Source organism: Rhodococcus sp. 27YEA6 (assembly GCF_044908235.1).
Lineage (GTDB): Bacteria > Actinomycetota > Actinomycetes > Mycobacteriales > Mycobacteriaceae > Rhodococcus_F > Rhodococcus_F qingshengii.
In genome coordinates this window covers 1275188-1300666 of record NZ_JBIYCY010000001.1, presented here as the reverse complement: position 1 = coordinate 1300666, position 25479 = coordinate 1275188, and the positions used below count along the sequence as shown (strand labels likewise).

22 protein-coding genes are annotated in these 25479 nt (G+C 62.1%); 7 read left to right on the top strand and 15 right to left on the bottom strand.

Features of this window, described 5'->3' with window-relative positions; all coding sequences use genetic code 11:
• Positions 1-181 precede the first annotated feature (181 nt).
• Positions 182-1129 carry an aldo/keto reductase gene (locus ABH939_RS06340; protein WP_007732210.1) on the top strand — a complete coding sequence of 316 codons (948 nt, stop codon included), beginning with the start codon at positions 182-184 and terminating at the stop codon, positions 1127-1129.
• A gap of 2 nt (positions 1130-1131) precedes the next feature.
• Here the strand turns inward: ABH939_RS06340 and ABH939_RS06335 are convergent, their stop codons facing one another.
• From ABH939_RS06335 to ABH939_RS06290, 10 genes are all read right to left on the bottom strand, one after another.
• The gene (locus ABH939_RS06335; protein ID WP_404649463.1) at positions 1132-1902 is read right to left on the bottom strand and encodes a hypothetical protein; all 771 of its coding nucleotides are present in this window, start codon (positions 1900-1902) and stop codon (positions 1132-1134) included.
• A gap of 136 nt (positions 1903-2038) precedes the next feature.
• A complete protein-coding gene (locus ABH939_RS06330; protein WP_218747554.1) occupies positions 2039-3250 on the bottom strand; it encodes a hypothetical protein in 1212 nt (403 codons plus the stop codon).
• A 68-nt stretch (positions 3251-3318) separates the two neighbouring features.
• Entirely contained in the window at positions 3319-4668 is a 1350-nt protein-coding gene (locus tag ABH939_RS06325) for an aspartate aminotransferase family protein (protein ID WP_054781664.1), read from the bottom strand.
• 48 nt (positions 4669-4716) lie between these two features.
• Positions 4717-5703, bottom strand: coding sequence for a phosphotransferase (locus ABH939_RS06320; protein ID WP_404649462.1), 987 nt, complete (start codon positions 5701-5703; stop codon positions 4717-4719).
• 13 nt (positions 5704-5716) lie between these two features.
• Positions 5717-6673, bottom strand: a complete 957-nt coding sequence (locus ABH939_RS06315) for a phosphotransferase (RefSeq protein ID WP_064075508.1) — start codon at positions 6671-6673, stop codon at positions 5717-5719.
• Positions 6670-8079, bottom strand: coding sequence for an amidase (locus ABH939_RS06310; RefSeq protein ID WP_404649461.1), 1410 nt, complete (start codon positions 8077-8079; stop codon positions 6670-6672). The genes ABH939_RS06315 and ABH939_RS06310 overlap by 4 nt, the downstream gene beginning before the upstream one ends.
• Positions 8076-9320, bottom strand: a complete 1245-nt coding sequence (locus ABH939_RS06305) for a M20 family metallo-hydrolase (protein ID WP_042450326.1) — start codon at positions 9318-9320, stop codon at positions 8076-8078. The genes ABH939_RS06310 and ABH939_RS06305 overlap by 4 nt, the downstream gene beginning before the upstream one ends.
• Positions 9313-10854, bottom strand: a complete 1542-nt coding sequence (locus ABH939_RS06300; RefSeq protein WP_404649460.1) for a sodium:solute symporter — start codon at positions 10852-10854, stop codon at positions 9313-9315. The genes ABH939_RS06305 and ABH939_RS06300 overlap by 8 nt, the downstream gene beginning before the upstream one ends.
• Position 10855: 1 nt before the next feature.
• Positions 10856-11134, bottom strand: a complete 279-nt coding sequence (locus ABH939_RS06295) for a hypothetical protein (RefSeq protein WP_042450330.1) — start codon at positions 11132-11134, stop codon at positions 10856-10858.
• Between the two features lie 11 nt (positions 11135-11145).
• A complete protein-coding gene (locus ABH939_RS06290) occupies positions 11146-11895 on the bottom strand; it encodes an inositol monophosphatase family protein (protein WP_052416997.1) in 750 nt (249 codons plus the stop codon).
• Positions 11896-12106: 211 nt separating this feature from the next.
• On the opposite strand from ABH939_RS06290, the gene ABH939_RS06285 reads away from it, so the two are divergent.
• Both ABH939_RS06285 and ABH939_RS06280 read left to right on the top strand, forming a co-directional pair.
• Positions 12107-12868: a GntR family transcriptional regulator gene (locus ABH939_RS06285; protein WP_172403418.1), complete on the top strand. Its 762-nt coding sequence runs from the start codon at positions 12107-12109 to the stop codon at positions 12866-12868.
• A 54-nt stretch (positions 12869-12922) separates the two neighbouring features.
• Complete coding sequence (locus ABH939_RS06280) at positions 12923-14269, top strand: DUF5691 domain-containing protein (protein WP_064075506.1); 1347 nt, start codon at positions 12923-12925, stop codon at positions 14267-14269.
• A gap of 58 nt (positions 14270-14327) precedes the next feature.
• Here ABH939_RS06280 and ABH939_RS06275 read toward each other — a convergent pair whose 3' ends face one another.
• From ABH939_RS06275 to ABH939_RS06255, 5 genes are all read right to left on the bottom strand, one after another.
• Positions 14328-15458 (bottom strand): acyl-CoA dehydrogenase family protein, encoded by a 1131-nt coding sequence (locus ABH939_RS06275; protein ID WP_081558144.1) that lies wholly within the window; start codon positions 15456-15458, stop codon positions 14328-14330.
• Positions 15459-15466: 8 nt separating this feature from the next.
• Entirely contained in the window at positions 15467-16642 is a 1176-nt protein-coding gene (locus tag ABH939_RS06270) for an acyl-CoA dehydrogenase family protein (protein WP_404649459.1), read from the bottom strand.
• A gap of 107 nt (positions 16643-16749) precedes the next feature.
• Positions 16750-17196 (bottom strand): hypothetical protein, encoded by a 447-nt coding sequence (locus ABH939_RS06265; RefSeq protein WP_007736175.1) that lies wholly within the window; start codon positions 17194-17196, stop codon positions 16750-16752.
• A 67-nt stretch (positions 17197-17263) separates the two neighbouring features.
• Entirely contained in the window at positions 17264-19798 is a 2535-nt protein-coding gene (locus ABH939_RS06260; RefSeq protein WP_404649458.1) for an ABC transporter permease, read from the bottom strand.
• A gap of 4 nt (positions 19799-19802) precedes the next feature.
• Positions 19803-20576 carry an ABC transporter ATP-binding protein gene (locus ABH939_RS06255; RefSeq protein WP_003945134.1) on the bottom strand — a complete coding sequence of 258 codons (774 nt, stop codon included), beginning with the start codon at positions 20574-20576 and terminating at the stop codon, positions 19803-19805.
• 262 nt (positions 20577-20838) lie between these two features.
• On the opposite strand from ABH939_RS06255, the gene ABH939_RS06250 reads away from it, so the two are divergent.
• From ABH939_RS06250 to ABH939_RS06235, 4 genes are all read left to right on the top strand, one after another.
• Complete coding sequence (locus ABH939_RS06250; protein ID WP_030536912.1) at positions 20839-22401, top strand: long-chain-fatty-acid--CoA ligase; 1563 nt, start codon at positions 20839-20841, stop codon at positions 22399-22401.
• Between the two features lie 22 nt (positions 22402-22423).
• Positions 22424-22834, top strand: coding sequence for a YchJ family protein (locus ABH939_RS06245; RefSeq protein ID WP_007736170.1), 411 nt, complete (start codon positions 22424-22426; stop codon positions 22832-22834).
• Between the two features lie 56 nt (positions 22835-22890).
• Positions 22891-23487 carry a hypothetical protein gene (locus tag ABH939_RS06240; RefSeq protein WP_007736169.1) on the top strand — a complete coding sequence of 199 codons (597 nt, stop codon included), beginning with the start codon at positions 22891-22893 and terminating at the stop codon, positions 23485-23487.
• Positions 23488-23579: 92 nt separating this feature from the next.
• Positions 23580-25478 carry an ABC transporter ATP-binding protein gene (locus ABH939_RS06235; protein WP_064444252.1) on the top strand — a complete coding sequence of 633 codons (1899 nt, stop codon included), beginning with the start codon at positions 23580-23582 and terminating at the stop codon, positions 25476-25478.
• The last annotated feature ends 1 nt before the right edge of the window (position 25479 follow it).

Sequence of the window (25479 nt, the reverse complement as noted above, 5' to 3'; positions counted from 1 at the left end):
GACGCTCCTATCAGCAGTCCATCGAAGAATTCAGTATTTGAGGCCATACCCAACACCGACGGCGGCAATCACGATCCGATACATTTTTCGGCGAACCTGGCGAGGGCGCGCCATCGCCAGCGCCGTGAGAGGGTACGGTGCGGGATGCAGCGACCACCTTCATCGACGGGAGTTCCACACAGTGGCGATCATCGGAAATTCGGACCTCGACATCTTCCGACTTAGCTTGGGCGGCAACCCTTTCGGATGGACAGCAGACGAGAAGACGTCCTTCGAGATCCTCGACTCGTTCGCCGAAGCCGGTGCAAACTTCATCGACACCTCCGACTCGTACACGGCGTCGGCTCCCGGCAATTCCGGCGGGGAATCCGAAACGATCATCGGGAAATGGATCACCGATCGGGGACTGCAGAACGACATCGTCGTCGCCACCAAGGTGGGTAGCCATCCCGATTTCAAGGGCCTGAAGGCCGACAACATCGCGGCCGCAGCTGAGGCGTCGCTGCAGCGACTGCAGACGGACTGCATCGATCTGTACTACGCACATTTCGACGACCCGCAGACTCCGCTCGAAGAAACGCTCGAAGCCTTCAACGCGTTGGTCGTCGCCGGCAAGGTTCGCTATCTCGGAATCTCCAACTACAGCCCCGACCGCGTCCGGGAGTGGCTGCGGATCACCGAGGAGAACGGTTACGCCGCGCCCATCGCGCTGCAACCGCACTACAACCTGGTTCACCGCAAGTCGTACGAACCCGAACTTGCCCAGATCGCCACCGACAACAACATCAGCGTCTTCCCGTACTTCGCTCTCGCTTCCGGCTTCCTGACCGGAAAATACAAGACCCGCGCGGACATCGAAGGCAGCTCCCGCGAACGACTGACCGCCGGATACTTCAGCGACGCCGGACTCGACGTCGTCGCGGAACTGGCGACAATCGCGCAGGCACACGACAGCGAGATCTCGACCGTCGCGCTGGCCTGGTTGCTGACTCGACCGGGCATCACCGCACCGATCGCGAGCGTCAGCCGGCCCGAGCAGCTCCCGGCGCTACTGGATGCCCCGAATCTGGTGCTCTCGTCGAATGAACTGGACACTCTCGAACGGGTGTCGGCGGCAGTCGGAGCCTGAGATCAGGCAGCTTTGAGATGAGCGCCGAGGGCCGTGTTGTTGATCGTCCAGAACGACCAACCGTCATGGCTCTCGGTGTCGCCTGAGATGTGACCGGTGACGGCATTTGCGGCCGCGGTCGGATCTGGGAATCGGCGGCCTTCCATCGGTCCGCGCATGATCTCGACGACCTCGGTGGTTTCGTCGAAGCGCCCGACCCAGCGATATCCGTGGCAATCGGCTGTCATCTCGAGGCGATTGTCGACGACTTCGATCTCCTCGATACCGCTGGCGCGACGCTTCTTCGCGGCGACCGGCGACGTCTTACGCTTGGTCGCAACCGGGGTCTCGACGTAAATGCTCGGATCCTTGACCGCGGCCAAGCCCAGCGCATCCCAACGATCGTGACCGTGCACGACGCGCCCACGCGGAATCGCGTGATGGCCGGTGCGATTACGTCCGGGGCTGTCCATGATCCACAGGTCGACCTCGGCACGGATGTCGTCGGCGACCTCGTTGGAGGGCAACATGTAGAACTCGTGCGGATCTGCTGCCAGATCGACGAACACCCAGAACTCGGAGCGGGTGTCGTCACTCTCGAGCGACTCGTCCTGACGCCTGGCCTGCCAGTCACCGTCGAGCTTGGAACGCACGCGGACGATTCGGCTGACACCGTCAGCGCCCGTCACCTCGACGGGATTACGACGTGAGTGCGTGAGACGGACAGCCTTGCCCCCACGCTGCGTAGCTTCGGAAATGAACGCATTGATGCCGCGGCTTGCGGTGTCTTCCATGATCGACCTGTCTCGAGCGGGTACGCCCGCATCACCGGATCGGCATCGGGGTCGAGCATTGAGCGAAATCCCGGCCTTTACTTCGATCGTGTGGCCGGTCAGTACCCCCGACCTTACAGCTCCGGCGACGGCCTGACTACGGCGCCCGACGCTCGTTCCCAGAGGTCAGCAGTGCAATGTCCCCGTAAAGCGCCGCCCGGTGAGCGAACATCAGCTCTTCCACACCGTCGAATTGATCCCCGACGTAGTGCGTGTTTGCAGCCGAAAGTTCACGTGAGCCGGAGCGCGCAAGTAGGTCGTCGATCCGGCTGTCGAGGCTCGCTGCATGCGCAACCGCGCGCTGCGAACTCAACTGATCCTCGGCCCGTGCGACCAGGTCACCGATCCGCGCGAGGGCCGCCACGCGCTCGACCAGCTGGTCCCAGACCGCGCCGAGCGCTTCCCTGCGCGAAGCGATTCCGGCTCGGGTTCCCTCGTCGCGTGCCAGTGCAGCCGCGTCGTCCAACTCCGCAAGAATCGAACGCAGCGCGACGGTGTCGACCGCGATCTGGGTGATCTCGTCGGCCAGGTCGAGTTGGTTGCGTTGAATGACGAAGTGGTCGGAATGCCACGCGCTGGAGCTTTCGATCCGGTCGAACAGATTCCCGGCGAGGTAAAGCAAGGCGTCGTACTCACCGGCGCGTCCCTCGGGTTCTGAATCGACCAGTCCGTCGAGGACTTCCGCGATGCGCCTTCCGGCATCGGCGATGACACCGGTTCCCTGGACCTTCCCGAACTGGGCGGCGAGTTTGTCGAGTGCTGCGTTTCCACTGCTGGCCACGACACCGAGCCCCACCGGCAGCTTGGCTGGAACCGGTGTACGGGTGAGCCCGGCAAAGAGAGCCTCGCGTTGCTCGACGTCGAGATGCAGGCCGTCGCGCCGGTCCTTGCGGATGGCACGGACACTGCTCGCGAAGTGACGATTGGAATGCACGATCGCCGACCGCATCGACTGAACGCGCTTCTCGAGCGCCTGCACCCGTCGTTCGAGGACAACCTGAACAGGGCCGATGCGAGTCGCGAGCAGTCGACGTCTGGTGCGGGCCAGCTCGTCGGTGAGATACCGCAACTCCGAGAAGCCGCCGATCTCCGGGAACGAACGTCCGACACTGCGCCGGTTCGCCAGGATCGACCGCGTCGACTCGTCCGCATAGCCGCCGGCGATCAGCAGCGCGACATCATCGGACAACTCCGGCCGGTTCGACTCGACGGTCCCCGCCTCACACCACTCCCTCACTCGGGTGGAGATGAGCGTTCGCCGTTCGGTCACCGACGCCACGACAAAGACGTCATCAGTTCCGTCTGTCATCTCACGCCTCCTTGTGGTCGCCGGATACCACTGTTCCAGAATCTGCCCGAACGCGCGTCGACCCTCCGTTACGCCACCAACACCATCTCGAACCGCGTGAGGAACTCGTCGACATCCGAGGCCGAAATCGGGAGCGGTGGCCGAATCTTCAGAACATTGCCGTGTCTGCCTGTCGCCGAGATCAACACACCGTGTGCACGCAATCCGTTGACAATGTCGAGCGCACCGGACGGATCTGGCTCGCCCGAATCCGCATCGACCACGTCTACCCCAACGAACAGCCCAGCTCCACGGATCGCACCCACGCGCGGGTCGCGGTGTGCAGACGTCCGCAACCCATCGGTCAAACGAGCCCCCATCACTGCTGCATTCTCGATCAGCTCTTCTCCCCGAATCACGTCGAGCACCGCCTGCGCCGCAGCAATCGACACGGCATTCCCACCGAACGTGTTGAAGTACCGAAGCTCGCCCGCCGTCAGCTCGACCAAATTGTCACCAAGCACCACCCCGGCGAGAGGTACGCCACCGGCCATCGGTTTTCCGAGGGTGGCGATATCTGCGACGACCCCATGCCTCGCGAACCCCCACATACCGGACCCCAGCCGACCGAAGCCCGGCTGCACCTCGTCCGCGATGAACAGACCACCCGCTTGGTGCACCTGATCGACAGCCGTTGTGAGGAACGAGTCGGTCAATACTCCGTCGGAAGCAAATATCGTGTCGACTAGTAGTGCGGCTACACCGATGCCGTCGCGGTTCAGTCCGTCGATGCACTCTCTGACACGGTCAGCGAACCAGGATTCTCGGTCGATGTCCGCTACGACACGAGGATCAGGCAAAGGCACGACACGGACCCATGGTTCATCGCCCGAATCAGCGGAACCCATCGACGGTGAGCACGCGGCAATGTTGATCGTGCCTCCGTGATAAGCATTTTCGGTGACGATGACACCGGTATTCCCGGTGGCTTCCCTCGCGATGCGCAGGGCAAGATCGTTTGCCTCCGATCCCGTACAGGTGAACATCACAGTGGAGAGCTGACTCGGAAACGTGGACACCAGATCTTCGGCGTACCGGACAATTTCCTCGTTCAGATATCTTGTGTGAGTGTTCAATTCAGCGATCTGTCTACGCACGGCGTCGACGACCTTGGGGTGCGAGTGTCCCACGCTCGCGACATTGTTGTACATGTCGAGGTACGACGTACCGTCACGATCGTAGAGCCGAAGTCCCTGTGCTCGAACGATTTCCACCGGATTTCGATACATCAACGGCGATGCCGGGCCGAGAACATCTGCTCTACGCCTGATGAGATCTCGTGTCCGCGCGTCGAGTCCTGCAGCGTTTTCGGGCACGTAACCGTTTGCGTCGAGTGGCGAGACACGTGATGTTCTCGCATCGCGAAAGTGAGCCGTCATCAATTCCTCCGAAGTGGGTATACGAAATAGGCTGGCCAACCGCGCCGTTCACACCGAGTCGAGCCACAAGGCCCATCTCGGATCGGACATCTTCGCGCGAGCACGCATCAGTTTCCACACTCCGTACTTGTGATAGTCGAAATCCCAACCCGAATTGAGTCGATTGTTGATGCATCCCCACAGGCCCCATTTGAAATCTGCCAACGCCCCGAACAAGTGAACACGCGACACGACGGACCACTCGCTGCTTCCGTAAAAGGCGTCTATCAGTTCCAACGTCCGGCGCTCGTCGAAGAACATTTCGGTGACGAAAATCGCCAGCTCATACGCTCTGTCGTTGTTGGCTGCGAATTCGTAGTCGACAAGTTTGAGCGGATGCCCTTCCGAATACAGGAAGTTTCCCGGCATCGGATCGTTATGGCACGGAACCAGATCCAGACCGGAAGCCAACAAGGCAGACTTTGCGGTGTAATACTCACGCTCGATCAGGGCGAAGTCCCCAGGAAGCATCACGCCGTGTTCGCGCGCTTGATCGAGATGCTCGTCGATCATGTCGAAAATCGTCTTCGTCAGGGACATCAGCGGGGCCGAGTGCAGTGTCCGATACAGGTCGACGATCTGCAACGCGATCTCCGGACGCTTGAGATCTCCGTTTGTGCAGCCGCGATACCCTTCCATGTACTCGATCACCTCGATTCCCGTCCGATGATCGAACAGGATCATCTCCGGAGCTATTCCCAGCGAACCCGCCAGCATCGCGGCCTCGTTCGCCGCAACGCGATCGACAAACGACTCGCTCCCGGCACCGGGAATCTTCAAGAAGTACCGGCGGTCGATGCCCTCGACAGTGATTCGCCAATTACTGTTCTGCAGGCCACCGTGCACCGGCGCGTATCGGATCTCTCGTCCGCGCCAGTCTGCGATCGAAGCCAAGGCCTCTTCGACGCCTCTCTCGAAATCCGTTCGAGCAGTACCACACACACGCTCGTCGGCCATGCAGTGCGTCAGGTCAGGTTGCTGAGTGTTCTCGGTCATGGTCATCCTTGCCTCACAGGTTTCGGACTCGGTCGTCGAAATGCTGATCGCGCAAACCGATTCGAGCACGTAGGAATTGCCAGTCTGCGAACTTCGAGTACTCCAATGTTCCCGGTCGAATCACATCGACAAAGGAGCCGATGAGACCCCACTTCAACGAATCCGCAATCCCGTATATGCGGCTACGATCGAACAGGCTTGAATCCCATTCTCCCCAGTACATTTCGAAGACAGGGCGCGCCTCGAGATCGGAAGGAGCCAACTCCGCGAGTAATACGCCGAGATCCTGCAGCGGATCCATCATCGCCGCGCAATCCCAATCGACCAATCTCAACGATGCGCCTTCTTCCACGACCAGCACATTCGACACATTGCCGTCGCCGTGACACGGAACAGCGTCGAATCCACTGCTCGCTATTCGTGTTCGGGCAGGATCCAAGGCCCGAAGCATCCAGTCGAGGTCAACTGGCAGTGACGAACCGGCGTGCTGCGCAATGAGCAAGGCAGCATCGAGATCTTCGAAGACCGTTGATGTTCGCGTGAACGGAGGCAGCGCGTGGACTGCCCGTCGCAGATGCACCAGACGTTCGATCGCCTCGACGTCATCGAAGAGATCAAGAGTCGCCGTCGATGCCATCTGCCCTAGATCGTCCATCACCAGCACTCCTGTTGCGGCATTCGAGTGGCGGACTCGAGGACCGATACCCGCTAGTCCCGCTGCGACCGCAGCGCGGAATGACGCTCCGACGTCGACGTACTCTAGCGAATGCTGCTGCATCACTTTGACGAAGACCCGGTCACTGCCAACCGAATTCGGCGTTGCGTCATCGACGATCCAATGATCGGAGTCGGCGCCCCACCAACTCGGGCTGGCCATGACCGGCGATCCAGCGTCCAGTCTTACTTCGGTATCGAGAAACAGCCCACCTGCCGACAATTCCTGTTGAACAAGCTGTTTGATGTCAGTCATCGGACACCTCCGGATACACGTAGCGTGACGTCAGGCCACGTCATGTCGAAAGGCCGCCTGTCCTCGAGCCATTTGGTCATCGCGAGAACATCAATGTCCGCAAAACGTGATCCGACGATCTGCACCCCGACTGGGCAACCGTCGACCATTCCGAAACACACCGTCGACGCCGGCTGCCCGGTCTGGTTGAACCACGCTGTGAAACTGCAATGCGCCAAGGGCCGTTCGGGGTCGAGACCGACCGTATCTGCGTCAAACCCCACCACCGGAATGACCGGGCTGATCACGAAGTCGTACGGCTCGAGATGCCGTTGGAGTCGTGCCTGTGCCGTGTTCACCGCGTCCAGATCGCGTGAATAGTCGGTAGCGCTCGCGAGCGACGCCGGTTCAGCCCACTCGGACACTGCAGCAATCACTTCCGCTCTCCGTTCCTCAGGTATCGACTCCCACTCCGCCCGGGCGCGAACCTGAAACAATCGATCCAGTGGTGCATAGGGATCGGACTCGAACGGCGGGGTCACCCTCGTCACCTTTGCCCCCGCCGCCGCGAGCACCTGCGCAGCAGCATCCACCACGGCAACGACCGCGGGTTCCGCTTCGTATCCGTAGCCCATTCCTGTCATCACGCCGATTCTCAGACCTCTCACCTCTGTCTCCCAGCGGGATTCGTCGATGGACTGCGCTGGGAGTGACCAGGCGTCACGGCTGTCAGGGCGCGCGATGGCCCGGTACATGTCGACCACCTCGTCCACCGTCCTGGCCATCGGACCCGGTGAGCGCATCATCGAAGACGGTAAGTGCGGAATCCTCCCCTGCGTTGGTTTGAGTGCGACCAACCCACAGTGTCCAGCCGGCAATCGCACCGAGCCGGCGATGTCCGTGCCCACCGCCGCATATCCGATGCCCGCCGCAAGGCTCGCACCTGCTCCGGCACTGGAGCCACCGGTGTTGCGTGAGAGATCCCAGGGATTGCGAACGATGCCGTACAGCGAACTGACGCCGGCGGCCATCATGCCGAAGTCCGGCATCGTCGTTTTGCCCACGATGACGGCGCCTGCCTCCTTCAATCGCGCCGCGGGCGGTGAATCACTCTCGGCATCAGGAACATCCGAGTGCGCTGCGCTCCCGTGACGCCACGGCATACCGACTGCATTGACGCTGTCCTTGATGGTGACCGGGACTCCGTCGAGACTGCTCAACGGGGTGCTGGTCGCCCATCGTGCCGCCGATTTTGCGGCCGCTGATCGGGCGCCGTCCACGTCGACCATCGCCATAGCGTTGATCGACGGATTCACAGCGTCGATCAACGCGAGAGTTGCACTCAATGAATCCACGGGCGTGAACTCACCGGTTCGGTACCCCTCAACGAGCGACGACATGTTCTGCGGAAGTACCTTGTCAATCACGATTGCTCCTGTTCCGACGACAATCCTTCTACTACAAGCCGTTCGAGCACACCCGTCAACATGTTCAGTCCAGCCAACAGATCTTCGGGTTTGGTGTATTCGTTCTCCGCGTGCGAGATGCCGCCGACGCTGGGCACGAATAGCATCACCGTCGGCACCAGGTCTTTGAGATTGATCGAATCGTGTCCTGCTCTGGTGAGCATTCTCCGGGCGCTCAGACCCAATCCGCCGGCAACCGACTCGGACAGCTCGATACCGGCGAGATCGTAGGAGGTGCTGGGGCGCAGCGAACCCGATTCGATGTCGACGGAGACTTCGCCCAGCGCCTCGATATCAGCTTTCGCCTGCAGGAACAGCTCATGAGCCTTGTCGAGAGCCGCTTCCTCACTTGACCGGATATCCACTGACATGACTACGTCGGACGCCACCACAACGGGTGAGTTCGGTTGGACGGTCAATCTTCCGATCGATGTGAGAACAGCCCCCGCAGGGAACGCCGACGCCACTTCACGAACCGCGACGATCATCTGTGCTGCGCCGAGGAGCGCATCCCTACGGTCTTCGATCAACGTCGCACCGGTGTGTGCCTGTTCGCCGCGAACTCGGACGAGATACTTGCGTACTGCCCAGTTGGCGGTGACCACGCCGATCGAGATCCCTTTCTCTTCCAGGACTCGCCCTTGCTCGATGTGGATTTCTGCGTACGCACTGCACTCCGGCGGCTCGTCCGAACCCAGGTAGCCGATATCACTGAGTGCGCCGCGGACCGTCCGACCGTCCGAATCGACGGTGTCGAGGACCTCACCCGCCGCGAACTTCCCGGTGAAAACCCCACTGCCCATCAAGCTGGGGCTGAATCTGCATCCCTCCTCGTTGAACCAGTCGACGACCGTGAGGTTGAAGGACGGTGTGATACTTCCGGCGGCGACTCGTTCGGCGACAGCGGCGGCAGCATGCGCCCCGGCAAGAACGCCGAAGGCTCCGTCGAAGCGACCTGCCTTCGGCTGACTGTCGAGGTGCGAGCCGACCAAGATGTGCGAAGCGCCTTCGATCCACTCGAGGGAGCCGAAAAGGTTGCCCACTGCGTCGACGCGGCAATTGAAACCATTCTCCGTCAACCAGATACGAAACCAGTCTCTGGTCTGCCCGTCCGCCGCGCTTGCGGCTTGACGTTCCACTCCACCTCCCTCGGTGGCGCCGAATCTCGACATCGCGTCGAAGTCTGCGAGGAAATCAGACATTCGTTACCCTCACCGAGGAATCCTCCACCTTGGAGACATGATTCGAAACAACCGAATGAGCGGCGATATCGAACATCTCTTCCACCCGAGTTCGCTCAGCCGCCGAGATGCCGGTCAAAGCGGAGACGACCAGGAACACGATGAGATTGACGGCCATTCCGACTACACCGCCGGTCAGTGAGCCAAGTCCGGCGATGTCATCCGGGTAGATGAAGGTCAACACCAATGCAATCCCGAAACCCGACAGCATGCCCGAAACTGCCCCGTACTTGTTGCCACCCCGCCAGAAGATTCCGAAGAAGAGCGGAACGGCCAACTGGACTACGCCCTGGTAGGAGATTTGTGCAAGGAGCTGCAACCGAGTCATGTCGTACGTTACGTAGGCCACCACTCCGGCCAATGCCATGAACCCCACCATGCTGACTTTTGCGACCACGGTAAGTGCCGAATCCGAAAGTTTGCGCTTGTCGGAGTTGACGAGATCGTTCGCAATTTGCAGACCACACACTTGGACACTTCCGTCGATGTGGCCCATCGACGCCGCGAACACCATTGTCACACCCAGACCGAGTAGCCAGGTTCCCCCGTACGACTCCATGATCGTGAACCATGCAGCCTGCGGGTTTGCGATGACCTCCGGCATCTGAGATGCGGCGATACCCAACAACATCAACAGCGTGTAGAACACACTCGAGATCAACACGGTACGTATAGTCCCCGCTTTTACTGCACGGACTCCCGACGCGGTGTAGATCCGTTGGAAACTCATCGGCCAGCACAACGATCCGACTACGCCGGTGAAGATCAGGCTGAAGAGGTAGAACGGACCGTAAGCGTCGCCGTCGCCGGGCACCCGCAGGAATTCGATCGGGACCTGCGCCAGCGCATTCATGCTGATCGGGCCGCCGGCGACGCCGGACAACAAGACCAGACATACAAGTGCTGCAATCACGTACGCGACGATCCCTTGGAACGCATCGGTCATGATCAACCCACGCATGCCCATCTTCACTGTCCAGTACTGACGGATCAGGATCAGCGCCAACCCGACAAGCAGGCAGGTGGTCACCGACCATCGACCCTCACTCGCGTATTGAAATACCTCCCCCAGTGCCTGCATTCCGAGAACCACCCACGGGAAGACCGAGACGATTCCGATGAGACTGGCGATCATCTTCACCGAACGTGAATTAAACCGCAAGCCAAGAAGATCCGGCTGTGATCGAAGGTTGTATCGGGCACCCCATCGCCACGCTCTTGTAGCCATGAAGTACATCATCGCGACACCGAGACTGGAGTAGGCGAGGCCGTAGAATCCGAAAACTCCTGCACCCGCAGCCATCCCGAAGAAAGCGATGAATACCGCGCCCGGCCACCAGGAGTTCACGTAGCACATGGCCACGTACCACGGGCCGTAGCTACGGCCGCCGACCGAGTACTCCTCGAACGTCGGCTTCGTCTTCTGCTGAGTCGCATAGAGAATGAAGAGCACTCCGGCGTAGAACAACGCCAGCATTCCGAGCATGATTGCCATGTCATTCTCCATTCGGACCGGCCGGCGTCAGCGCCAGCTCTTCGTCGAGTTCACCGCGAAGGTCTTCGACCCTGTACAAGCCCCACAGGCCCAACCCGAGAACCAACGCGTCGAGAATCCAGTACATGATGCTGAACGGGATTCCGAACACCAGCGTCGAAACCCCACTGCCCCAGAGATAAAGGGGCGGGAAAAGTGCAAACAGCAGCGCAATACCGTAAACGGACCCGAAGAACACCATGATCTTTCGGTGACTGAGCCCGCGGATGAAATCCTTCATCGGACCTTCCCTCAGTTGACGAGCTGGCGAATGGAGTCGTGCAGATGAGCGTTCGATGCAATTCCGTTGCCACAGTCGAAGTTCCGACGACCGTCGAGACTCGAGAAGCGACCACCCGCCTCTTCGATGATCACCGGCATCGGCGCGAGGTCGTATGCCTTGGTCGTATAATCGACGATCGCATCGGCGTGCCCGCAGGCGACCATCGCATAGCCGTACGCGTCACCCCACGTGCGGAGAATGACGCCCCGCGAGTTGAGATCGCGGATCGTATCCGGCTTCCAGTCCTCGAGCCACGTGGCCATCAGATACGCGCCGTCGAGATCCGTCCGGTCGGAGACAGCGGCGGGCTCGTCGTTTCTCCAGCATCCACCGCCCTTTTCTGCTGACACGAGCACACCGGCGCTGGGCAGATTGATCGCCCCGAATGTGATTTCACCCGCCTCTTCGTATGCGAGGAGGTTCGCATAGAGCGGCACCGAGTGGACAAACGACTTCGTTCCGTCGATCGGGTCGATGATCCACCGATTTCCGCTCGAACCCACGACGTCGTCGAACTCCTCGCCCATGATGCCGTCATCGGGGAAGTTCTCGGACAAAGCATCGCGAATCATCTGTTCGATCTCTTGATCAGCCTGGGTGACTGGCGATCCATCCGACTTCGTGTCGACCCGAAGCGTCGACTTGTCGAACCAGTGCCTGGCAAGATCTCCTGCTTCTCGAGTAATCGCCAACGCAATCTCGGCACGGGTCGAAAGCATTCGATTCACTGCTGGTGCCCTCCATTCCCTGAATAGGAGTCCGAAACCGACGACTTCGGACTCCCCAGAGATTCGGGCTAGACCATTTCTGGTTCTCTCACCAATTGTTAACGGCGTGTTACAGATCACACTTCGTGTTGTGGTGGATCGGGTGCCTCACTAGTTTTGGGGTTCAACGAACTGCCGTATTGCGAGGTCACGCCATATGTCGATGATGGAGCAGACTCGATCTGCGCTGTTACGGCTCGCTCAGGAACTCGAAGGACGCTCCGTGGGCAAATTCCCGCCCGAGCGCGAACTGGCAGCACGACTGGGGACATCTCGCACGACAGTGCGCAGCGCACTCGACGCGCTGGAACGTGAAGGATTGGTACATCGGGTCAAAGGCCGAGCAGGCGGCGCCTTTCTCACCAGCGTCCACGCAGACGCCCCCACTCCGGAGAACGCACGATCCCTGTGTGCCAGCCGACGACTGTCCCGAAATCTGAATACAGTCATGGGCGTACCGCAAATGCTCCAGGAACAAGGATTCCAGGATGGCACCAGAGTGCTGTCAGCACGTCTGGAGCGACCCAGCCCGCGAGCCGCCCAGATACTCGGAGTTTCCCCGGACCGCGATGTGATTTCCTTGTTGCGCTTACGATTTGCCGACGGTGACACGTTGTCGCTGGAACGGATGTATCTGGGCGACCCCGGATGCCGCGATCTGCTCAGAACGCACATGGATTCCGTCTACGAAGCCCTGCGTTGCAAATTCGGAATCGACATCTCGGCCACCGACGAATCCATCGAACTGGCAGAAGTCAGCTCCTCGGTGTCGACGCTTCTCGGACAACCGATGCCGGCCCCGGTGCTCAAGCTGGAACGAATCGGCTACGACCAGCATGAGCGTCCCGTCGAGTACTCGGTAGACCTCTTCCGTGCGGACCGAACACGACTGAGCGTGAGCACGCGGCCGGGACACCGTGTGTGAGCCCAGGCCGACCCTGCCCCCAAAGTCGACGTACCTCTGCCATACCGTAGGCGGGTGACCTCCCTGCGATCAGACGCGCACGCAGGTCACTCGCGCGCACCGAAGACTGATCCAGCAGTTCAACCGCTGCTTCCCGACCTCGCGATCGAACAACTTCAGTCCTTGTTGCAGGTTCGTTCCTGGACTCTCGCGGAATGGTTCGCGATGGCCGACCAACGCGGATTCCTCGCGCCCGCTGCCAGCGTTCCGCTCTTCATGGAAGCCGCGCTGAAGTATCCCGAGCACCGCGAGGCGCTACTTCGCCTCGCCGGTCGACGCGGGCAGTACCTGGCGGAGCAGAACCCGGATTGGGCCCAGCTACGACGAATCGGATCACGCCGGGACGAGCTGTGGCTTTCGCCCGATCCGGACGACCGTACGGCCTGGTTCGATTACATACGTACGGTCGACCCGGAACTGGCGAGCGAAGAGCTCGAGATCGCTTGGGACGACGAGGCCACGGCAAGCCGGCTGCACTTCCTCGATCATCTCGACGTCGGGCTGGGTGAACACGACTACGCGCTCCTCGAGCGTGCACTCGACGATCCAGCCGTGCGGGTCCGTGAGCGTGCAATTCAACTACTACGGCAACTCCCCCGATCTCCGTTTGCCTCTCGCATGGTCACTCGGGCTCGGTCCTGGGTGCGGCTCGAGACGAAGCCCTTGCGGCCGCGCCTTGCCGTCCGATTGCCCGGCTCGCTCGACGACCTCGCATTTCGTGACGGCATCGAAGACGTCCACTACAAGAACAAGGGCATCCGGCGCTGGTGGTTACGGCAAGTCGTGACCGCCACTCCGCTGACGCTGTGGGAATCGATGGCCGGTTCGCCACGCGAGGCCCTCACCATCCCCATCGAGAAGCAATGGCGCGCGGTGATGATCGAATCATGGACTGCTGCAACCGTTCTCCAGAAGAACACCGCGTGGGCGTCGGCATTTCTGGAGCGGGACGGGCGCACGACGGACCGGAGAATCGTCGCCATCGCGGACCCACGCGAGCGTGTCGAGTACATCGTCGCCGGACACGCAGACGAATACCTTCTGGGCGTCGACGGCAGCGCACTGCTCGACGGCATCGACCGCCCATGGCCCCTGGCCGTCGCCGAAAAGTTGTTGAATGCCTTGGAGAACGAAGCTCTGGATCATGCTGCGACGGGTGAGGACTTGGGCATCCACTCGCGTCACAGTCACTTTTCCACCCTGCGAAGCGTGCAGGCGCGCTTCCCTTTCGACGCCGTACCGCTTCTGCAGGACGCGGCGGCACGAACGAGCGACCCCGGGTGGCAACAAGCGTTCACCGACAGCGCCGTCAACATCGAGCAGCGCCGACTCCGCTTGGACGTCCTGCGCAATCACCGCTGAACGACGAAGGGGCCGCATCCTTGGAACGGAATGCGGCCCCTTCGTCGTTCGTGAAAGATCAGACCACGCTGACCATCTCGTGATCAGCCACACCGGCGGCCAACACCCGAAGGTGATCTTCGGTGCTGCCGAGGGTGTGCTCGATGGCGACGAGACGGCTCACGTAGTGCCCCACCGGGTACTCGGCGGTCATACCGATACCACCATGCATCTGGATCGCCTCCTGGCCGATGAGCCGAGCCGAACGCCCGATTTGCAACTTCACCCGCGAAGCGATCACTGGATCGACGACGCCGTCGGCAAGGGACATCGTTGCGTACAGGCTCATGCTGCGTGCCAACTCGAGCGAGACGTACAGGTCGGCGGCGCGGTGTGTCAGTGTCTGGAACTTTGCGAGGGGAACCCCGAATTGCTTACGCGTCTTGAGGTATTCGGTGGTCAGGCGTAGCGCCTCTTCCATCGCTCCGACAGCCTCGGCGCACAGCGCGGCCTGCTCACGGATCTGCGCGGTCTGGATCAGAGCAGTAGCGTCACCGCCCTCACCGAGTGCTTCGGCCGGCGTATCGGTGAACTCGATCTGCGCCCCGCGCAACCCGTCGTGAGTGGCGTAGGACTTGCGTACCAAACCGGAGGCATCGCTCTTGACGAGGAACAGTCCGACGCCACCGCTGGGGAGCGCAGCGCTCACGACCAAGATGTCCGCCGTCGCGCCGTGGCCGACGGGATTCTTGATACCGGTGATGGTCCAGCCGCCGTCGACCTGGGCCGCCGCGGTGGCCCGTTCGGTTGCCGGCCAACGGATTCCGGGTTCCTGGTCGGCGAACGCGAGGAACGTGGTGCCCTCGGCCACTCCGGGAAGAATCGACGAGCGCTGCTCTGCGCTGCCCCCTTCGGAGATGAGCCCGCCCGGCGTCACGACCGCGTCGAGTAGCGGCTCGGGTGCCAAGCGTCGACCGATCTCGGTCATGACCGCGCCGATTTCCACTGGGCCGGCGTCCATGCCGCCGTCGTCCTCCGAGAATGTCAGGCCGAGCAAGCCGACCTCGGCCAACTGCTTCCAGACCTGCGGGCTCCACCCGGGATCGGAGTCGATGATCGCGTTGCGCTTCTCGGCGTCGTAGCTACGCGCGAGGAGATCCTTGGTGGTGTCGCGGAGAAGTTTTTGTTCGTCGTTGAGTTCGAAGTCCATGCCACGCCTCACAATCCGAGGATCGAGGAGGCGATGATGCTGCGCTGCACTTCGCTCGATCCGCTGTAGATGGATACCTTGCGGTAGTTCAGGTACGTCGGGGCAGTGTGCTGCGCCCAGCTCGCGGAGGCGATGTCGCTGCCCGCGTCGTACGGCAGTGAGTCAGGGCCGGCCACGTCCATCAGCAGTTCGACGCTCGCCTGCTGCAATTCGGAGCCACGAAGCTTGAGCAGCGACGACGCCGGGTTCGGCTGGCCGTCAGCGGAACTGGCTACCACCCGGAGCTGAGTGAGCTCGAGGGCAAGCAATTCGTTTTCGAGTTCGGCGAGGCGAGCAGCGAAGAGCGGATCTTCGAGCAGTGTTCCGTTGCCGACCTTGACCTCGGCAGCGCGGGCCTTGGCCTGGGCCAGACGAACCTTCGAGAAACCGACGCGGGTGACACCGGTTCGCTCGTTGCCGAGCAGGAACTTGGCGTAGCCCCAGCCCTGGTTCTCTTCACCGACCAGGTTCTCTCCCGGAACGCGGACGTCCTCGAAGAACACTTCGTTGACCTCGTGGCCGCCGTCGATCAGCTTGATCGGGCGGACCGTGACGCCAGGCGTCTTCAGATCGACAAGGATGAACGAGATGCCGGCCTGACGCTTGGGCGCATCGGGATTGGTGCGCACCAGGCAGAAGATCCAGTCGGCGTACTGTCCCAGCGTCGTCCAGGTCTTCTGACCATTGATGACCCAGTCGTCGCCGTCGCGGACCGCACGGGTCTTGAGCGAAGCGAGATCGGAACCGGCCTCGGGTTCGGAGAATCCCTGGCACCACCAGATGTCGAGGTTCGCAGTCGCCGGAAGGAACTTCTCCTTCTGCTCCTGCGAGCCGAAGGCCGCGATGACCGGACCGACCATGTTGGCGTTGAACGCCAAAGGTTCGGGAACCGACGCAAGCTGCAGTTCGTCGAGCCAGATGTTGTGCTGGACCGGGGTCCAGTCCTTGCCGCCCCACTCGACCGGCCAGTGCGGTACCGCCAGACCGTGAGCGTTGAGGATCTGCTGCGCCTCGACCATACGGTCGCGCCCCAACTCCTCGCCGTGGGCGTACGCCTCCCTGATGTCCGCGGGGATTTGCGTACGGAAGAACGTCCGCATCTCGTCGCGGAACGCTAGTTCCTCGTCGGTCAATGCCAGGTTCATCGGGATTCCTTCGCACTCGAAACCGGATTCATGTTCGGTTCGACCGTACCTCGACAGCTATGGAGGCGGAACAGGTACCGCAAAAGACGGCACTCAGGGCCGACCCCCTACACGGTTTTCAGGACCAACAGGTAACCCCCGCCCGCGGCGTCGATACTTGTTTCGACATTCAACGCGGGAGCCAGACGCGACAACCGATCGATCAACCAATCCGACGCTTCCTGGGCGTCGTCCTTGCCGGGGCAGCGAGCGACGGCGACGCGGCCACCCTTTCGCTCGAGCTGCTCCACGACCCCGATGATCGGAGCGGGATCCACGACGAACAGCCGATCCGGCCATTCCACAACAGGTTTGACCGCACCCTTCTTGGTGTTGCATGCGCGGTGCGCCAAGCGTTCGACGCCGCCTTTGGTCTTGCCACCCTTTTTTGCGGTGTTGATGCTGTCGATACTCGGGCCGCGCGGATCATTGACGGACATGTCGGGATCGACCGGTTCGTCACACAGCCAGCAGCGCCAGGATTCACGTTCGCCGACTTCTTGAAGGGTGCTCATGTGGCAACGGTACCGTGCGCACTTTCGGCTGTTACCGCTACCAAAAGTGCGCACGGGGCCGAAGGCCCTACATGTCTGCAATCGCCTCGAGCGGCTTTGTCTTGGCCGCTCGGTTGGCCGGCCACAGCGCCGCCAAGACACCCACCACACCCGAGCCGATCAGCATTCCGACCACCTGACCCCACGGGATCGTGATCTTGTCGAGGCCCTGATCCGCGAGAGTGCTCACGAAGGCCCAACCGAACGCGATGCCGAGAACAACTCCGACCGCCGCGCCGTACACCGCGATGAGGACCGACTCGAGGTAGATCGTGCGTCGCATCTGTCCTCGCTGCATGCCGACAGCTCGCAGCATTCCGATTTCTCGTCGCCGCTCGACCACCGAGAGTGCCAGGGTGTTGATGATGCCCAGGATTGCGATCACGACCGCGAGTGCAAGCAGTCCGTAGAGGATCGCCAACAACGTGTTGATCTGCTGGCCCTGAGTTCCCTTGAACTCCTCACGATCCTGCACCTGGACGACGACGTACTTCTCCGTGGCCGTTTCGAGCTCGGATCGCAGCGTTGTCAGATCCGCGCCAGGCTTCGCCTTCACCAGCACCACGAAGTCCGGCAGACTCTCGGCCGGCATCAGCTTCCTGTACGCCTCGTCCGAGACGATCCACGAGCCGATCAGCTGGTTGTCCTCGAACACTCCCGCGACAACGGTCTGGTACTCGACGCCGCCAGGACCGGTCAACGTCTGGGTCGAGCCGACAGTCCAGCCCTTGTCATCCGCAGTCGACTTCGAGACGAGCATGTTGTTGCCGGTCAGATCGACCGTGCCCTCGAGGATCTTGTACTCGAGCACGCCTTCGATCGGGCCGTCGAACGAAGCGCCCTGCTCGTCCTCACCGTCGACCTTCGCACGCACTCCGTGCAACGACGTCGCGCTCTGCACGTCGGGCACCTGTCGGACCGCGTCGGCCGCACCTCGCGGCACGCCGATCGCGTTGGGACCGGTCAGGATGTAGTCGGCCGAAACACCCACGTCGACAAGAGCATTGATGCTCGCCTTGGCCGAAGAACCGAACACTCCGATGACCGTCACCAGCATCAGACCGAGAGTCAACGCGAATGCCGTTGCGGCCGTGCGACGGGGATTGCGCACCGCATTGGTACGAGCCAATCGCCCGATGGCACCGAACGGCTTGGCGAACACGGCACCGAGCGCGCCGACGATCGGCCGCGACAGCGCGGGAGCCCCGAGAAGCACCGCGATGATCAACGAGAACGCACCGAGCCCGACGATCAGCGCCGCGCCACCACCGGTACCGCGAGAGCCGAACACGAGCAGTGCCACACCGATCACGCCGAGAATCGCACCGATCAACGTCCGCACTCGCAGTGAGTCACCCGTAGAGGCGAACTCCTCACGCATGGCCGCCACCGGCGGGATCTTCGACGCACGACGAGCCGGGGCGTAAGCGCTGAGCGTCGTGACGACGACGCCGACTACCAACGCGACGATGATCGTGCGGGCACCCACCTGGAGCGGGCCTTCCGGCAGACCGACGTCGAATGTGTTGAGGAGACTGCGCAATCCGTAGGCGAGACCGATACCGCCGAGCAGACCGATGATGCTGCCGATGAGTCCGACCACGAGCGCCTCGGTGACCACCGAACGGCCGACCTGCGCTCGGCTCGCACCGATCGCACGCAGCAGCGCCAGCTCACGAAGACGCTGCGCCACGATCATCGAGAAGGTGTTGTAGATGATGAACGTTCCGACGAGCAGAGCAATCGCGCCGAACGCCAACAGGAAGTAGTTGATGAAGCTCAGCGCCGAGTCGACCTCGGCCTTGGTCTCCTCACGAACCTGGTCGCCGGTCTGCACCTTGAGATCGGGGAAAACCTGCTCGACGCGTTGCTGCAGTTCCGTCTGCGACGCCCCGTCGCCCGCGACGTCGATGTACTCGACGTGTTGGCCGTCGGTGAAGAGTCCACGGGCCTGCTCGTCGGTGAAGAGCGCGCCGATGAACCCGCCGGTGTCACTGCCCGCCCCCTCGTAGATACCGGACAACGTCACGTCCACGATTCCGCGGGCCGGTGCCAGAACCTTGGCGGAGTCCCCCACCTTCAGTCCGGCTCGCTCGGCGGCGCTGGTGTTCAGCGCGACCTGACCGGTCTGCGTCGGAGGCGCGCCCTCGACGAAGGTGTCGGGTTCGGCAATCGCCTGGCCCGGCGGTAGGTAGGACTGACCGATACTCGGCGCGCCGCCGGTCTGAACAGCGCCGCCGTCTGCGTTGATCAGGACGATCTGTCCACTGACGGCCGGGGCTACCGCTCGGACGCCGTCGACTGCGGCAAGTTTGTCGACATCCTCGACCGGAACGCCACTGGTGTTGCGCTCTTCCATCGATACCCGGACGTCGACGCCCTGGGCGGTGTTCTCGAAGATCGAATCGAAAGTCTTCTGGAGGGTGTCGGTGAAAACGAACGACCCCGCGACAAAAGCCGTGCCAAGCACCACGGAGAGAACCGTCAGCGCAAGTCGCACCTTGTGTGCCGCCAAGTTGCGCAGGGAAACCTTGCGCATCGGCGAGTTGCTTACCGAAGCCATGTGCTCAAGCCCCGGCTTCCACGTTCACGACCGCCTGCGGAGCGTCCAGACGCTTCATCCGGTCGAGGACCGAATCCGCCGTAGGCTCGCGCAATTCGTCGACGATCTTGCCGTCCGCGAGGAACACCACCCGGTCGGCATACGCCGCTGCCCGCGGATCGTGCGTCACGATCACCACGGTCTGGTTGAACTCGTCCACGGCCGCCCGCAGGATCGAGAGCACCTCACCGGAGGACTTCGAATCGAGGTTTCCGGTCGGCTCGTCGCCGAAGATGATCTCCGGCTGACCCGCCAGCGCACGCGCACACGCCACACGCTGCTGCTGACCACCCGAGAGCTCTCCCGGCCGATGATCGAGGCGATCCCCGAGACCCAGCTTGGTCAGGACGCTGTTCAACCAGGTCGGGTCCGCCTTGCGTCCCGCGATGTCGAGCGGCAACGTGATGTTCTCGAGCGCCGTCAGCGTCGGCACCAGGTTGAACGCCTGGAAAACGAAACCGATGCGATCGCGTCGCAATTGGGTCATCTGTTTGTCGGAAAGCGTCGTGAGTTCCGTGTCACCGATGAGAACAGAACCCGAACTGGCGGAATCCAGACCGGCGAGGCAATGCATCAGCGTCGACTTACCGGAACCGGACGGCCCCATGATCGCCGTGAACTCACCGCGGGCGAAATCTGCGGACACCGAACTGAGGGCGTGCACCTGGGTATCTCCGGTGCCGTAGGTCTTGGACAGGCCGACTGCGCGGGCCGCGACATCCTGGGCGTGCGAACTCATGATCGCCTTTCCTGTTCACTTCGGTGCTACTTTGCGGGCGTGACGGGCGCCCGTGAAAACACGGACGCCCGCAATGGTTGGTTCCATCCTGTCGGGTGGCGGGCGCGCCCGCCATCGGGGACCACCCTGATATCTGCGGCCGAGCCGGTCAGGGTCGGGGGAATGCGACCCCTCCTGCTTGTGCGCATTGATTGGAAACAGCGATACGAAGACCGGGCGCACATTAACCTTGTGACACCAATCACACGAGAGAGGCGGCCGAATGTCCGACGCCACCGCTGGAATCATTTTCGATCGGCTAGAGCACTGGGCGACGGTCAAGCCTGATCAAGCAGCGATGACCTTCCAAGGGACCGAATTCACGTGGGCTCAGTGGCGGGACCGCATCTTGCGTATCGCCGCCGCCCTCGCCGAATCAGGCATCGGTGCCGGCGACACTGTCGCGTTCGTCGACAAGAATCATCTGTCTTGTCTCGAAGTCACCTACGCCGCCTCACTACTCGGCGCCGCGAATGTCGTTCCCAACTGGCGACTTTCGAGTGAAGAGCTGGATTACGTTCTCGCGGACTGTGGCGCTCGCATTCTGTTCGTCGGCAGCGAACTACTCCCCCAGGTCGTCGCGATGCGAGACCGCTTGACGGCCGTCGAATCGATCTTCGCCGTCGGCGGTGAACACGACGAATTCGAGCCGTGGATCGACGAGGTCACACCGCTGCACTCCCGCCCCGAGGTGAGCCCCGATGCCACCGCTCTGGTTCTCTACAGTTCCGGGACGACCGGTCGCCCCAAGGGTGTCCAGCTCACGCATCGAAACCTGTTCGCGCACAGCAACAATGTCCTCGAAATCCTGCCGGCCCACGAGGATCACCGATTCTTGATCGCGATGCCGATGTTCCACGTCGGCGGAACGTGCTACGCCATCATGGCAATTCACACCGGTGGCCGCTGTTACTTCACGAGAGAAGCCGACGGACCGTCGATCTTCGCCGGTCTCGCCGCCGGAGCCAACATCGCCTTTCTCGTCCCACCGGTCATTGCCGGAGTCCTGGCCGCAGGCGAGCAGGCGGTCGCCGCCTTCAAAGCATTCAAACGCATCACCTACGGCGCCGCCCCCATGCCGCTCCCACTGTTGCGCGCGGCACTCGCAGCGTGGCCGGACACCGAATTCGTGCAGGTCTACGGCATGACCGAAATGGCAGGCGTCATTACCGCGTTGATGCCGGACGTTCACCGCGACGAGTCGCAGGTCGAGCGCATGGCATCAGCAGGTACGGCGATCCCCGGCGTCGAGATGCGCGTGGTGGACCCCGTCACGCTCGAGGACGTGCCCACCGGAACGACCGGTGAACTGTGGTGGCGATCCGAACAGTGCACACCCGGATACCTGGGCAAGCCTGAGGCGACGGCCGAAACGATTACCGCAGACGGGTGGCTACGTAGCGGCGACATGGGCCGCGCCGACTCCGGCGGCTTCGTCTTCATCGAGGACCGCCTCAAGGACATGATCATCACCGGCGGCGAGAACGTCTACTCCCCCGAGATCGAACGAGTACTGGTGGAGCATCCGGCAATCGCCGAGGTCGCGGTCATCGGCGTTCCCGACGACCGTTGGGGTGAAACCGTCAAGGCTGTCGTGGTTCTCACTGCCGAAGCGCAGATCGACGAAGCCGAACTGATCACCTATACACAGGAACGCCTCGCAAAGTTCAAGTGCCCGACCAGTATCGACGTCGTCGAGATTCTTCCCCGCAATCCCACCGGAAAGATCCTCAAACGCGACCTCCGCAAACCGTACTGGGAGAACCGCGAACACAAACTGGTCTGAGTTCGCGTGCTGTAATGGGGCGGTGACTTCGCGCCGCCCCACCACACCCAATCCGACCGATCCGTGCCCGTGCGGCAGCGGCAACGCGTTGGCCGAATGCTGCGGCAAGTACATCAGCGGAGTAGCGCACGCACCGACCGCCGAAACCCTGATGCGTTCGCGTTACACGGCTTTCGCTGTGATGGACGACGAATATCTCACGCAGACTTGGCATCCCGACCATCGCCCAGCCCAACTCGATCTCGACCCCGACCAGAAATGGCTCCGGTTGGAGATCCTGGACACCGAACGGGGCGGGCTGTTCGATTCCGACGGCGTCGTGGAATTTCGCGCTCACTACACATTCGGACGCGAGCGGGGAATGCTCCACGAACGCAGTCGATTTGCGCGAACAGAGGGTAAGTGGCTCTATGTCGACGGCGATATCGGTTAGGTAACTCCGGGCACCGCCGCCGCGGATCCCGATAACGCGAGCCCTACGATCGAGTCATGACAACGAACCGGACGAGATCATTTGCCGCTGTCGCTGCCATCGCAGTGGGCGTGAGCCTGACTGCCTGTTCGCAGGACGCGGAGACCACTCCCACGGCAGCCACCTCGGCCGTCACCTCGACCTCGACCTCGAGTGCAGCAGCGTCGACCACAGAACCAGTCCCGACGGACAGCTCCGACAAGACGTCGGCTGCGGGCACCGAATCCAAGCTCACCGTCGTCGACATCCGAGTGGGCGAGCACGACGGATTCGATCGTGTCGTCTACGAAATGGGCGGAACCGGCACACCCGGTTGGCGCGTCAAGTACGTCGACGCGGCGACGCAGGAAGGCAGCGGTAAGCCCGTGGACATCAAGGGTGCCGCAGTGATCCAGGTCCTGATCGACGGTTCCGCATATCCCTTCGACAGCGGAGTCGAGCAGTACTCCGGCCCCAACCCGGTCCCCGGCGTCGGCGGAGTCGTGACCGAGGTCAACGGGTCCAACGTCTTCGAGGGAGTCACGCAGTCGTTCATCGGCGTGACCGAGAAGCAGCCGTTCACGGTCACGACGCTCAGCGACCCTCCTCGCGTGGTGGTCGACGTGGCCCGCTGAGGCCGCACTTGACCTGAAGTTTGGTTGAGGTTCTACCTTCGTGTCGTACCGGCCACGTAATCTTCGTGGCCGGCGACCGGAGGGGCGAAGTCATGAGTATGGAAGTCACCGCGTGGAACGCGATGTACAACGCGATGCACGCGCAAGAAGATCGGCGCCCGTTCTCGAAGGCGACACTGAAGCGGATCGCGACGTTCGCAGTTCCACAGAAACGCAACCTCAGCTGGTACCTCGTACTGAGTGTCGTCACTGCTGCGCTTGCCGTGGCAACACCTGTCCTGGCCGGGCGCGTGGTCAACGCGATAGTCGGCGGCGACGCCGTCGACGTGGTCGTCAAACTTGCCGCCCTGATCGCACTGGTTGCACTTCTCGAAGCCGCTCTGGGCCTGTTGACCCGGTGGCTCTCGGCCAGCATCGGCGAAGACCTGATCCTGCATCTGCGCACCACCGTCTTCGATCACGTCCAGAAGATGCCCATCGCGTTCTTCACCAGAACTCGAACCGGAGCACTGGTCAGCCGTCTCAACAACGACGTCATCGGCGCTCAGCGCGCCTTCAGCGACACCTTGTCCGGAGTGGTCAGCAATCTGGTCACCCTGGTGATCACGCTGATCGTCATGCTCGGGATCTCCTGGCAGATCACCGTCCTCGCGCTGCTACTTCTCCCGATCTTCGTCATCCCCGCACGGCGCATGGGCGCAAAACTTGCAGCACTCAATCGTGAAGCAGCCAACCATAATTCACTCATGAGCACCCAGATGACGGAGCGGTTCTCCGCTCCCGGCGCGACTCTGGTCAAGCTGTTCGGCCGCCCGTCGCAAGAGTCGGCGGAGTTCGCGGTTCGCGCCCGGCGTGTGCGCAACATCGGAGTCCGGACCGCAATGCTGCAGTCCGTCTTCGTCACAGCGCTGACACTGGTCTCGGCCCTTGCTCTTGCCCTCGTCTACGGACTCGGCGGCTTCTACGCGCTGCGCGGACAATTGGACGCAGGCGCCGTCGTGGCGATGGCACTGTTGTTGACGCGGCTGTACTCACCGTTGACCGCACTGGCCAGCGCCCGGGTCGATGTCATGAGCGCCCTGGTCAGCTTCGAGCGGGTATTCGAGATTCTCGATCTGGCACCGCTCATCACCGAGAAGCCCGATGCACGCACGGTGCCGCAGGGACCGGTGTCCGTCGAGTTCAAGAACGTCACTTTTGCATACCCATCCGCGGACAAGGTGTCTCTCGCGTCCCTGGAGGAAGTCGCGATCCTCGACACCCGCGGCGGCGAGGACGTGTTGCACGACCTGTCGTTCCGCACCGAAGCAGGACAGATGGTCGCCCTGGTCGGCACGTCCGGTGCCGGAAAGTCGACCGTGGCGCAGATGATTCCGCGCCTCTACGACATCGACTCCGGATCGGTCGAACTGGGCGGTGTCGACGTCCGAGACCTCAGTACCGATTCCATCCGGGAGACCGTCGGCATGGTCACGCAGGACGGGCACCTGTTCCACGAGAGCCTTCGATCCAACCTGCTCCTTGCGCGACCGGATGCCACCGAAGAAGATCTGCGTGAGGTTCTGGAGCGAGCACGGCTCACCGACCTGGTTGCGTCGCTACCCGACGGATTGGAGACAGTGGTGGGTGAACGCGGATACCGCCTCTCGGGCGGCGAGCGTCAACGCCTGACCATCGCACGACTGCTCCTGGCCCAGCCTCGCGTCGTCATCTTGGACGAGGCCACCGCGCATCTCGACTCGACGTCGGAAGCTGCGGTTCAGGAAGCACTCGGCGAAGCACTCGCCGGGCGGACTGCGGTGGTGATCGCTCACCGATTGTCGACGATCCGTTCCGCGGACCTGATCCTTGTCGTCGAGGCAGGCCAGATCGTCGAGCGCGGCAACCATGAGGAACTGCTCGCGCGCGGCGGCCGCTACGCCGAGTTGTACCGCACGCAGTTCGACACCAACGCCCGGAAGAACGGCGCCCTCGCACCGACGCCGATCTGAT

Excerpts from the sequence above, each read along its gene's own strand:
- ABH939_RS06330 (WP_218747554.1), bottom strand. The coding sequence starts at position 3,250 with ATGACAGACGGAACTGATGACGTCTTTGTCGTGGCGTCGGTGACCGAA.
- ABH939_RS06295 (WP_042450330.1), bottom strand. The coding sequence starts at position 11,134 with ATGAAGGATTTCATCCGCGGGCTCAGTCACCGAAAGATCATGGTGTTC.
- ABH939_RS06275 (WP_081558144.1), bottom strand. The coding sequence starts at position 15,458 with ATGGACTTCGAACTCAACGACGAACAAAAACTTCTCCGCGACACCACC.
- ABH939_RS06305 (WP_042450326.1), bottom strand. The coding sequence starts at position 9,320 with ATGTCTGATTTCCTCGCAGACTTCGACGCGATGTCGAGATTCGGCGCC.
- ABH939_RS06315 (WP_064075508.1), bottom strand. The coding sequence starts at position 6,673 with ATGACTGACATCAAACAGCTTGTTCAACAGGAATTGTCGGCAGGTGGG.
- ABH939_RS06260 (WP_404649458.1), bottom strand. The coding sequence starts at position 19,798 with ATGGCTTCGGTAAGCAACTCGCCGATGCGCAAGGTTTCCCTGCGCAAC.
- ABH939_RS06290 (WP_052416997.1), bottom strand. The coding sequence starts at position 11,895 with ATGCTTTCGACCCGTGCCGAGATTGCGTTGGCGATTACTCGAGAAGCA.
- ABH939_RS06240 (WP_007736169.1), top strand. The coding sequence starts at position 22,891 with ATGACAACGAACCGGACGAGATCATTTGCCGCTGTCGCTGCCATCGCA.
- ABH939_RS06300 (WP_404649460.1), bottom strand. The coding sequence starts at position 10,854 with ATGGCAATCATGCTCGGAATGCTGGCGTTGTTCTACGCCGGAGTGCTC.
- ABH939_RS06285 (WP_172403418.1), top strand. The coding sequence starts at position 12,107 with ATGATGGAGCAGACTCGATCTGCGCTGTTACGGCTCGCTCAGGAACTC.
- ABH939_RS06270 (WP_404649459.1), bottom strand. The coding sequence starts at position 16,642 with ATGAACCTGGCATTGACCGACGAGGAACTAGCGTTCCGCGACGAGATG.
- ABH939_RS06265 (WP_007736175.1), bottom strand. The coding sequence starts at position 17,196 with ATGAGCACCCTTCAAGAAGTCGGCGAACGTGAATCCTGGCGCTGCTGG.
- ABH939_RS06250 (WP_030536912.1), top strand. The coding sequence starts at position 20,839 with ATGTCCGACGCCACCGCTGGAATCATTTTCGATCGGCTAGAGCACTGG.
- ABH939_RS06335 (WP_404649463.1), bottom strand. The coding sequence starts at position 1,902 with ATGGAAGACACCGCAAGCCGCGGCATCAATGCGTTCATTTCCGAAGCT.
- ABH939_RS06255 (WP_003945134.1), bottom strand. The coding sequence starts at position 20,576 with ATGAGTTCGCACGCCCAGGATGTCGCGGCCCGCGCAGTCGGCCTGTCC.
- ABH939_RS06325 (WP_054781664.1), bottom strand. The coding sequence starts at position 4,668 with ATGACGGCTCACTTTCGCGATGCGAGAACATCACGTGTCTCGCCACTC.
- ABH939_RS06235 (WP_064444252.1), top strand. The coding sequence starts at position 23,580 with ATGAGTATGGAAGTCACCGCGTGGAACGCGATGTACAACGCGATGCAC.
- ABH939_RS06320 (WP_404649462.1), bottom strand. The coding sequence starts at position 5,703 with ATGACCGAGAACACTCAGCAACCTGACCTGACGCACTGCATGGCCGAC.